The following is an 11,149-nucleotide window of genomic DNA, read 5'->3' on the forward strand; positions in this document are numbered from 1 at the left end:
GCTCTGTACAGCTCACTGGTTCCCAGATAGGCGTTTTCTGGGAAAATAGCACCACTCAGGTAAAAATCGTGCTCGGCCAGCGCCGTTTCATAGGTGGGTTGTTTCCTGTATTCTTCAACGATACCCGACCTTCGGAAAGCAGTTCCCTCACTGGCGCCTAAATGACCTGCCGGGTAAACAGACCAATAACTTTTTCGTTTCCAGTCGAATGCATCAATGGTATCAGACAATGGAAAAGCCAGGCCAATTTGCCAGGAATAAACCGGCGGGTTTTGAATGCTGTAAGCTGTTTCAATCCGGCCATCCGGAAAATACCGGGTAGTTAATGCTACCTGGAAGGTATCAATTTTCCCTTTAGTTGTTACGGTAAAACAATCAGCAGCGGGCTGAAATTCAGGTTGCATAGTAGGATGGAACGAACCCGATACTATGGCATCCGTATTTTTGAAAGCCCCTGCGTCTTTGGGTCGGTTCAGCACTACGCGGATGGCACCGTTCAGCACCAGCCGGTTAAGCCGGGTTGCCTGTATTAGCTGGCCGTCGGCTTTGCCGATTTTTATCTGGAATGCGCCTTGTTTCAATTGATACTCCTGCACGGTTTCAATCACCGCCCATTTTAAACCGCTGATCTTCTCGGGTTGTGCAAGCGGCGCTGCTTCACATTCAATACGTTCCTCATCCAATAATTGTTTACCATGATAAAAACGAACCTGTATCGGCTGCGTATTTTTTATAGCCAATTCCCAGTTACCTTCTTCGTGCGGTTTCAAGTCGGGCAATTGGGTCCGAAAAGAATTCGCTCCCTGTTTTACCTCTACCGTCAAGGCCGATAAGTTCAAATGATTGAACCTGTTTTTTATGGGTATGGTAATGGCACGTTGGCCTTGCCGCACACTAAAGCTGGTAACTAATACTTTAACAGGCGAATGTGCCTTTTTTGTGTTCCAGAATTCGGCTTTTTTTCGTCTCCAGGTATCAATAAAGCCCCATGGTCCATAACCGGTAATTGTATCGGGCAAGGCAAAGGTTTCGTCGGTCATACCCCATATAGCCCCGCCCAAATTTCCCGGTACGTCGAAACGATTCATCCACATAGTGTCAAGGCTACGTCCCCAAAAATCCTTAACGCCGGGGTCCAGGTTCAGCAAAGTGGTGTTATAGCAGGCCACGTGTGCCCATTCATCACTTAAAAGCGGCATGCTTTCGTGTTCCATGTTTTTATACGGCAATCCAAAATTCTCCGTATCCTTTCCATCATAGGCAGGGTAATGCGCTACGGCAATATCAAAACATTTTTTATTCTGACGAAGGGCATTTCCTGGAAACGACCAGCTGACCGGGCGGCTGGGTTCTACTTTTTTTACATAGTCATACTCTTCCTGAAAATTGCTTCCATAAGAGCTCTCATTACCTATCGACCACATAATAACAGCTGCGTGGTTGCGATCACGTTCTATCATCTCTCTCAACTGGTTCAGGTAACGCGCCGTGTAATAGGGATTATTTTGAGTTTCTCCTTTCGAGTTATAGACAGCTTCTCTCCAATCGTTCACGAAACAAATAGCCGTTTCTTCCTGGATATACATACCAATACTGTCTGCCAGCTCCAAAAAATCTTTTGAGGGCGGATAATGAGAGGTGCGAATAAAATTAATATTTGCTTCTTTAGCCAGTACAAGGTCAAGACTATCATAATACCGATTGGTAGAACGCCCCAGTAAGGGATGCATGTCATGTCTGCAGGCGCCCCGTAATTTAACCGGGTCTCCATTCACCAATAATCGCTTGCCATCCAGCTTCACTTCTCTGAACCCTATCACCTGCTCAACAATTTCACGTACAAGGCCTCCTTCTTTTAAACGAAGAGTAAGTTTATACCGGTGAGGCGTTTCTTCATTCCATAAAACTGGTTTATCAACCGGAATGCTGATCTTTTGCTGCTGCGTGCTGCTGAAATCAATTATATATTTATCCTGTGCCCATACCTGCTTACCCATAGGATCTGTAAGGCTCAGTTCAATTTTGCTGCCAGGTGATACAATGTTTACGCCGCAATCCACCACCAGATCGGCCTTGGTATACTTCTCTTTTAAGAGGGTTTGAATATGCAACTGGTTTATATGCTGGTTGGGCACAGCAATTAATTCTACATCCCGTAAAATGCCGCCGATCGGATGATGTGCATATCCCGATGCATAGGAAATATCATCGCTTTTATCCGTAACACCTACTACCAGTTTAATGGGTTCGTCTCTTTTTACAAAGCGTGAAACATCAATATCCCAGGACGTAAATCCACCATAATGCTCACCTACAGCTTCTCCATTGATGTAGACGCGCGCATAGCTGTAGACGCCATTAAAACGAAGCTTAACTGTTTTACCTATCCAATCACCTGCCGGAACAAAACTGGTGCGATATAAAAACTCTTTATCATTAACTATTTTATAGCCCTGCATAGCGGGCTCGCCGGGCACCTGTATTTTTTTCCAGGTACCTCCGTCGTTTTTCCAATCCTGGCCAGCCGGATTCTGGTTAATTTCCCATGTTCCGTTCAACAGCCTTCGCAGGTTTTGAACACCTTCTGTATACACCGGTTTTGGTACCAACAATTTTTCAATTTCGGTGCGAACTGGTTGTGCCTTTCCATTGGTTTGAAAACAGAGCAGGCAAGCAATGGCTACCAACTTTTTCATTTGCATTTTATTCAATTATAAATACAGTACTTCCTTTGAGTTGTTTTCGGCTGATACGGATCCTGCCTTCCGTAAACGGGCTTCCATAAAAAGGTTCAGAACCCGTGTTCCAATAATCTGCTACCAGCCAGTGGATACTACTATCCTGGTGCCAGGTTCTGGAGGCCTGCTGTCCCCTGCCTATAACTTTCACAGCGCACAGACCCGGCATTTCTAAAGCCACCTCCCGTATGTTGGACTTTGTAGCTCTAAAGTCATTTGTTCCTCCCTGGTTTCGGTCATCCTTCCATAATCCGGCTGGTTCCTTACCAGGTATTTCACTATCAGCAGCCAAACCGGCCCCGGCCGATGCCTTACCCGATAACCGGGCAATATCATCCTCCGGATACGATGAAAATTCGCCCACCCTTTTCCAGGATAATTCCTTAAAATCCGGAGCAAGTTTTACCAGTAATCCATATTGGTAAGGAATAGAGTCTTTTCCATTATAGTTTATAGCATAAGAGGTAATGCATTTTCCGTCTCTGGTAAATTGATAGGATTGATGGCCGGCACTCTGTTGAAAATTAATATAAAAAGAGACCGTTATTCCTTCCGCTGTTTCGTTTAACTGCAGGCTGTCTGCAAAGAGTGGATACTGGTTATAAATTTTAGCCGGGTAAATGTCATTCTGATAGGTTTCGCCGGCAACATTGGGCTTGCCGCCGTCGTAATTGTCCATGGGAACTACGGTAAATACCGGGCCTTCTTTCCATACCTGCCGTCCATTTTTCCAGGCACCTGTAATAATGCCGGTAGATTTACTGATTGAATAATAAACATCTCCCTGTTTTACCTGTATAGAAGCAGGTGTTTGCCTGTACGAAAGCGGAACGAGTTTATGCTGGGTGGTAAATTCCTGTTGCGGGCTATGAAATTGTTCCCACTCTGCAAGAAAGCCGGATGGGTCATAGAGTTTAACCTGAATTAGTTTAACGGTAGGGTTAACAGCAAATGTAAGTAGGCCCTTTGCTCCGGGAGCTATATCCGGCTGAATAAGTTGCTGTTGTTCATCGAGCCATAATTCAACCCTGCAATTTTTGAGCGAGGTAAAGTCGAATCGGTTTTCCAATTTTAGTTGAAGGGTGCCCGCAGAAACGGTTGACCAATTCGGGGCTTCTATACGTAGCGGTGAGTAGGCTTTTTTCATTCCCCAATACTCAGGCTTTTTCCGGCGCCAGCCATCGAGCGGACCCCAGGGGCCATAGCCCAGGATCCTTCCGTCTGGCAAATGGAAAATATCATCAATTCCGCTCCAGATAGCACCACCCAGGTTTCCGGGATGTGCGTACATAGAATCTACATATCGCCGAAGTAAGGGGCCATAGAAAGACCGAACCCCCGGATCTGCTACCAATTCTCTACGGTTATAGGTAGCCAAATGAGCGTATTCACCAAATAAAGTAGGCCGGGAGATCGTATCCGTATCGGTAGTCAGTGGTCCATTACTGCCCGGATAATGATAATTGGCAATATCAGCTTTACTACCGGCGTTATTAAACCCTCCCCAGCACTGATCATGAAAAACGGTAGGCCTGGTAAGGTCCAGTGATTTTACGGCTGCATTTACTTTTTCCCAAAGAGGGCTCCAACGGCTCTCATTTCCTAATGACCATAAAATAACAGACGGATGCAAACGACCGGCCATTACATTTTCAATATTAGCCTGTAACATATAGGGCAGGAACTGCTGGTCGTCATACTTCCACCACCGCCAAATGGGCGAAGCATGATGCTGTATCCAACAAAGTGCTGCTTCGCTTTCCACAAATAATCCCAATTCATCGGCAGCCTCTAAAAATTCTTCTGTAGGCGGATAATGAGAGGTTCTGATATAATTACAGTTTGCTTCTTTAAACAGTACTGCATCTTTACGGTCCAAGGCCGCGCTTACAGACCTGCCACTAAGGGGATGTACTGCATGACGGTTAACCCCCTTTAGTTTAACCGGACTACCATTTACCAATAAACGACTACCCGCTATTTTCACTTCTCGTAAACCTACCGGTTGCTGGTAAGCTGCTATTTTTTTACCATCCAATATCAATTCCAGCTCTAGTTTATACAAATAAGGCTTTTCAGGATTCCATAGTTTTGGCGAGCGAATGACCAATTCCGCATTTAATCTGCCGGGCTGATTTTGTTTCGATTCTGCCCGAACAGTTTGATCTGCCACAACCTTTCCTTCTTTTGTTCTTAACCTAAAACGTAGCTGACAATTTTTTCCGGTTATATCACCCATTATTGAACTGCTTAGCGCCAATTGAGCCGTTTTATTATTGTTCAGCAAGCTCACCTGGTAGTTAAACTGCTGCAGGTACACCGGCGCCGCGGTAAACAGCGAAACTTTCCGCAGAATACCGCCCACCGTATGAACGGCATACTGTGATATACAGCCAAGTTTATCACTGATGGTTAACGCCTGTACCTCAACTTCTAAGGTATCCTGCCTGAAATTTAAATAGGCGGTGATATCTGCTTCAAATACTACAAATCCGCCTTCGTGTTCTTTTACGACCTGCCCGTTTATCTTTATTTTCGCAAAGGAGCTCACTCCATCAAACCTGAGTTTAATTGGCAAGCCTTTCCAATCTTCCGGAATAGACAATGCTTTTTGATAAATCAGCGTTTCACCTTCTTCCACCTGAAATCCCTGCATCGTCCATTCCCCCGGTACCTGGATATTTTTCCAACCGGCATTCCTTTCTTTTACTGTTGCCATCCAGGTGCCATTGAGATCTATTGATACCTGTTTTGCAGAATGAATAAAGCTTGGAATAAATGTTCTTTCAGGATAGGGCTTAGTGGAAAGCTCCTGCCCTATTCCAAGCACACTAAAAACAATTAAACAATATGTTACCAGAAAAAATTTCATACGCTCAAATTAGATGGATTACATGATACCATAGCGGTCAAAAGCTTCTTTCGACGGCATTCCTTCCATTATTTTAACCTGTACTATTTTTTCGCCTCTTGCCTTTTGTATAGCGCTGGAAAATATTTCTACCTCATGCTCTTTCGGTACAACACAAACCCCGTCAATATCGCCAAGGATGATATCACCCGGGTTAATGGTTACGCCATTCATAAAAATTGGTACCCGGAAATCAATTACTTTTCCGCGCGGACCCTGATCCTGTGCGTACCTGCCATAGGAAAAACAGGGAAACCCCAGCGATAGAATTCCTTTTGTATCACGTGAAAAACCGTCCACTACAGCACCTGCAGCACCCAGTAACTGCGCCCTGGTTGCCATCAATTCACCCCATAAAGCGTAGGTAGGAGAAGATCCGGTACAAACATATACCTCGTCTTTTTTTAGATCGTCCAACGCCTCCAGCATTAATCCGAAGGGTTTATCCAGCACCGGATTATTTTCACTAGCGGAGGAACGAACGTCAGCTTCCAGTACCGTCATTGCCCTGCCCACCACAAACATATCATCCTGTAAAGGTTGTATACGAGGGGAAAGAAACTGGTGCATCAATCCCATTTTATCCATTATATCGCCTACTACAGCAGTGTATAGTTCATTTCTTACAATGGAAAACAGTTCTTCATCATTTTTCCAGATTGGCAGTACCACGGGATCTTTCAAATTTTTCATATTGATTAGTTGTTTTTATAACCTGAACGGGATTACCCAGCTTAGAAATAATTAGTTGTTCCGACCCATCTGCCATACGTATTGTTAGCATCCTTCTAACATCCCCGTCTACCACTACACCTTGCTCAGCCAGGTTGAATCTTGTTGGCATATTATCCGTTGAGCTGTATTTAAGAATTCCTTTACCAGCGTCGGAGCGGCCCATCTGCACCCTGTACCTAAAATAGTTGCCTACCATAAATAAATCGGGTTGGTTGTCCTGGTTAAGGTGGCCCGACCACAGCCCCATAACAGGAGAGAGCTGATAGGGAACTGGTAAGGGACTCACCCGGAACGTTTGTTTGTCGTTTATGAAAACACAATTCTTTAGTTCCGACACCTGGAGAGGAGCAGGATCCTGCCATTCCGGTGCATTAAAAATTTCATTGTAGTTTGAGCGGGCATAGTTTTCATAACGAAGAAAGCGTTTTTTCATAAGGGGCCAAAGTTCAGCCAGTTCATCCCTGGACGCGTACGGATATTTGGTACCCTTCCAGTAATAGCTGAGCACAGGAGCTTTACGGCTTTTTCCAATAGCTACGCGATGTAATTCCATCGGTTCCCGGGCACTGGCAGAAAATGCGCGATTGGTTCCAAGATTACCGCCAACCAGGTCAATATCTCCGTCTGCATCCAGATCTATTGGAAAGATATTGGTCCAGAGACCAGGATGTGCTGAAAGCCCCCAATCGCTGGTAACCTCTCTGAATCGGCCCGATTCATTGATATACAAGCGAACCGGCATCCATTCCCCGGCTATTACCAAATCCTGCCATCCATCGTTATTAACATCCACAAAATGTGCATCTGTTATCATACCCGGATTACTGAGCTGAAATGATTGTCCCAGTTCAATTTTTTCAAAGGAAATTTTTCCAGGGCCGGAGCTATTATGCAATAAATAGCTGGCCGGAATTTTTCCATATTCTCCTGGTACAACCCGCCCCCCGATAAAAAGATCCGGCTTACCGTCTTTATCATAATCTGCCGAACAGGCTGTCATCCTGGTATCTGTGGTTGCAGGAAGCTGAATGGTTGATCTTACAAAATTACCCTTGCCGTTATTGATATAAAGACGATCGGATACCAGGTCTGCGGGATTGGTGGAAACTGTTCCGCTGTACACAATAAACAGATCCATATCCCGATCGTTGTCCACATCAAGAAATAGTGCGCTGCCTTGTTCTTCCCAACTACCGGTTTCAAACACCTGGTTGCTGTTATGCCATTTACCATTTCTTTGTTGCAGGAAAATCCGTCCGGCTGTGCCAAATCCTCCACCAATAAAGAGGTCTTCAAGCCCATCTCCATTTATATCTGCTTTAGCAAGGCAGGGGCCTGCACCCGATGTTTGCCAGGGCATCGACGGCTGTGTTTTAAAATCTATAAAAGCCGGCAGGTAGGCAGGAACCACAATACCTGCTTCTGCTGTAATATCTTCAAATACAGGCTGGCTTAATTCGGCAGCAGTTTGGGTACTTGCAGGTACCGGTTGAAGTATAACCGTTGTATCCACGGGGTAGGCCCCGTATTCGCTCAGCTTTCCGGATGCCCAATGGACACGGATAGCCTGGATTCCTGAAGCGGTATCCAATCCAAAATGAAGTACAGGATCCACACTAGACAAATAGCCCCTTACCACCTGTCCTTCTTTCCATTGATGCAAACCATTTGAACTAATCACCTCCACAAGTGCACCCAGTCCCTTTTCTGTAAACAGACTATCCTGTAGTTTAATCCGAATAAAGTGACGGCCTTTTTTTTCGGCATTATTCCTGAGCAATTGCGCCGTTGATCCGATGTTATTGACCAGCAGATCAAGATCGCCATCATTATCAAAATCGGCATAAACCGCCCCATTAGAAACAGCGGTGGAATTGATGCCCCAGGCTTCGCTTTGATTGCTGAACTGGAGGCCATTTTCATTTCTGAACGCATAGTTCGGCAGGCCCGTGCTGGGCATCTGTTTTACCAGGTCTAGTCCCAGCGGTTTTCCCGGGTTCAGCTTTCTGTAATCGGTTATTGCGAAATTCAAAAAATCCAGATTGGTATAATCTCTCCAATAACCGTTGGTTATGAACAGGTCTTTCCACCCGTCGTTATCAAAATCAGCTATAAGAGGTGCCCAGCTCCAGTCGGTGGTGGAAATACCTGCCAGTTGTCCGATCTCCGAAAAAACCGGCTGCCCCATTTGGTTGAGGCTTCGGTGCAATTGTAAGGTATTACGCATATTCTGATGAAAGTATCCGCTGTCTACCAGCAATTGGTAACGATCGTATTCATCTGGGCCGCGCAAAAGTTTTTGTCTGAAATTGTCTTCCGGCATCATATCTGCCACCATAATCTCAGGCCATCCGTCGTTATTGAGGTCTGCCATATCGCAGCCCATTCCATATTTTGAAATATGGTCGAGGCTGGTGCTGGTAATATCTGTAAATCCGCCTTTTTGGGTATTCAGCAGCAGGAAATCCTGTTCCTCATAGTCATTGGTATAATAAAGGTCGGGCCATCCATCTTTATTGACATCACTTACACAAACACCCAATCCAAAGTTGTTTCCGCCACCTTTAATGCCCGCAGTATCTGATACATCTTCAAAAAAGCCATTGCTATTGCGGTAAAGCCGGTTGCTGAACCAGGGATGTCGTTTATTCCTGAGTTTATGGGTATTGAATAAGGGAGAATAAAAACTGGTAGCATGGTTTAGCAGGAACATATCAAGATCATTATCAAGATCGTAGTCGAAAAAAACGGCCTGTGTACTATTGGTGCCTGGTGCATCCAGCCCCATTTGTTTAGCGGCTTCCTTAAATACAGGCACTCCGCCTTCCAAACCCATGTTAATATATAACTCGTTAGAGCGATCGACTCCTTTTTCAACCCCGCTATAACAAATGTATATATCAGGCCGGCCATCGTTGTTTATATCTGCAATGCTTACGCCGGTTTTCCAACCTGTTCGTCCACCTACGCCGGCGGCTTCGGTTACCTCCCTGAAAGTCAGGTTTCCGTTATTGAGGTAGAGCTGGTTTTTTTCCTGGTTAGCAACCAGTATAATATCCTGGAAACCGTCTCCATTAAAGTCTGCTACTCCAACACCTGCTCCGTTGTACATATATTCAAAGCGAAGTACATGAAGGGAATCGGTTTCTGTAAGTTTGTTGACAAAATGAATTCCGGAAGCGTCGCTGACGTCTGTAAACAGTGTTTGCTTTCCCTTTTTTTCTGAACAGGAAACAAACAAGATTAGGAGTATGATACTTCTTAACCACATAGTTTAAAAGAAAGCAGGGCTGGGAACAGCCCCGCTCTGAATTAATTGCCTGGTATTACCAGCCGGGGTTTTGTTGGCCACTTAGCTTTTCGTTCCGATCAATAGCGGTTTGTGGAATGGGGAATAAATAATCGCGCGGTGCTTCAAATTTACGTTCTCCGCCAAAGGCATTCACCCTTTCATAATTCCAGCTTCCGTCTGGTTTTTTGGTAATTTTCATGGCTTTGAGTGTACCATTAAGTACCTGTTCTGCGGTTCTCCATCGGATCAGGTCCCAATATCGTTTTCCTTCAAAAGCCAGTTCCACTCTACGCTCTCGCCGAATTCTATCCCGCAAAACGGTTTGGGATAAACCGCCAGGCAGGGCTGGTACGCCGCCTCTTGCTCTCAGCGCGTTAATTTTCTGCAGGGCGTCGTCGTCAAACTGTCCGAGTTCATTTTTTGCTTCTGCATAGTTCAGGAAAATTTCACCCAGCCGGTACAATATGGCGTTGGTGCCATTAATCGGCCTGTTATAATAGTTAGCTTCTGAAGGCGTTAATGACTCATCAATATATTTACGGAAATAGTAACCGGTAAGTGTGCCCTGATGAGAATGGTTAAGATCAAAAAAACTGCTGTTATAATTTACTGCAGGGTCATAATAGGTCCATACTTTACCGCCCCTCCAATCAGATCCGTTGTATAAAATAGAGGCATAAAAGCGCTGGTCTCTTCCGGTGTAAGGGTCATTGGCATGGGCCGGGTCATTACCCGGTGCACCGTCTGTGAACTCATATTCATCCACCAGGTTTTGGGTCGGCATCACATGTCCCCATCCGGCTGCAATACCGCTTGGTGGGTCAGTACGCGGACTGAGGAATATTTCCGCCGAATGGCCACGATTTGCCCCGTCAAACTGTACTTCGAAAATAACTTCGGGTCCACTTTCCCCAATGGGCACGAACATATTTCCATAATTTGTTGCAAGGCTGTATTTATTCAGTGCAAAAATCTGGTTGCTTGTGGCTACGCAATCGGCCCATTTACCTGCGTACAGTTCCAGTTCGCTTTTCATAGCCAGGGCAGCTCCTTTGGTGGCTCTTCCATAGCTATTACCCGGCCAGGTTACCGGTAAAAGATCGGCAGCTTCTGTTAGGTCGTTTTGAATAAACTGAACGGTTTGTTCGTAGGTGCTACGCGGGTAAAATATATCAGCTTCACTTGTACGATCGAGGGCTTTATCAACGAGTGGTACACCCCCGAAAAAATTGCTGAGATGGAAGAACCAGTATGCCCGCATGAATTTTGCCTGGCCAACCAGTTGCCTGGTTTGCTCTTCTGAAATTCCCGGAATGGTGGATGCCTTTTCAATTACCAGGTTGCATTTCCTGATACGTGCATATGCATTGGTCCACTCACCGTTTGCCGGGGAATTGAGGGGGGTATAATCGCGACGCGCAATGGCTCCCCTTGAAGTTACCCAGTTAAAAGTGGGAAATTGGTTATCGGTCC

General features: G+C 45.4%; 5 protein-coding genes. All 5 read right to left on the minus strand.

Going from position 1 to position 11,149, the window contains the following annotated elements:
- Nucleotides 1–2,696, minus strand: a 2,696-nt coding sequence (locus tag A1D16_RS01355; protein WP_290707002.1) for a glycoside hydrolase family 2 TIM barrel-domain containing protein, incomplete at its 3' end; no start/stop codon positions are given.
- A 7-nt stretch (nucleotides 2,697–2,703) separates the two neighbouring features.
- The gene (locus A1D16_RS01360; protein WP_290707004.1) at nucleotides 2,704–5,610 is read right to left on the minus strand and encodes a glycoside hydrolase family 2 TIM barrel-domain containing protein; all 2,907 of its coding nucleotides are present in this window, start codon (nucleotides 5,608–5,610) and stop codon (nucleotides 2,704–2,706) included.
- An 18-nt stretch (nucleotides 5,611–5,628) separates the two neighbouring features.
- A complete protein-coding gene (locus A1D16_RS01365) occupies nucleotides 5,629–6,342 on the minus strand; it encodes an RraA family protein (protein ID WP_290707006.1) in 714 nt (237 codons plus the stop codon).
- The gene (locus A1D16_RS01370) at nucleotides 6,296–9,655 is read right to left on the minus strand and encodes a VCBS repeat-containing protein (protein WP_290707008.1); all 3,360 of its coding nucleotides are present in this window, start codon (nucleotides 9,653–9,655) and stop codon (nucleotides 6,296–6,298) included. The genes A1D16_RS01365 and A1D16_RS01370 overlap by 47 nt, the downstream gene beginning before the upstream one ends.
- A gap of 55 nt (nucleotides 9,656–9,710) precedes the next feature.
- Nucleotides 9,711–11,149: RagB/SusD family nutrient uptake outer membrane protein (locus tag A1D16_RS01375; protein WP_290707010.1), on the minus strand; the 1,439-nt coding region annotated here is incomplete at its 5' end.

The sequence above is a fragment of the Flavihumibacter sp. CACIAM 22H1 genome (assembly GCF_001601815.1).
Lineage (GTDB): Bacteria > Bacteroidota > Bacteroidia > Chitinophagales > Chitinophagaceae > Flavihumibacter.

What these genes read in the sequence shown, in the direction of transcription:
- A1D16_RS01370 (WP_290707008.1), bottom strand. Translation starts at nt 9,655, where the DNA reads ATGTGGTTAAGAAGTATCATACTCCTAATCTTGTTTGTTTCCTGTTCA.
- A1D16_RS01365 (WP_290707006.1), bottom strand. Translation starts at nt 6,342, where the DNA reads ATGAAAAATTTGAAAGATCCCGTGGTACTGCCAATCTGGAAAAATGAT.
- A1D16_RS01360 (WP_290707004.1), bottom strand. Translation starts at nt 5,610, where the DNA reads ATGAAATTTTTTCTGGTAACATATTGTTTAATTGTTTTTAGTGTGCTT.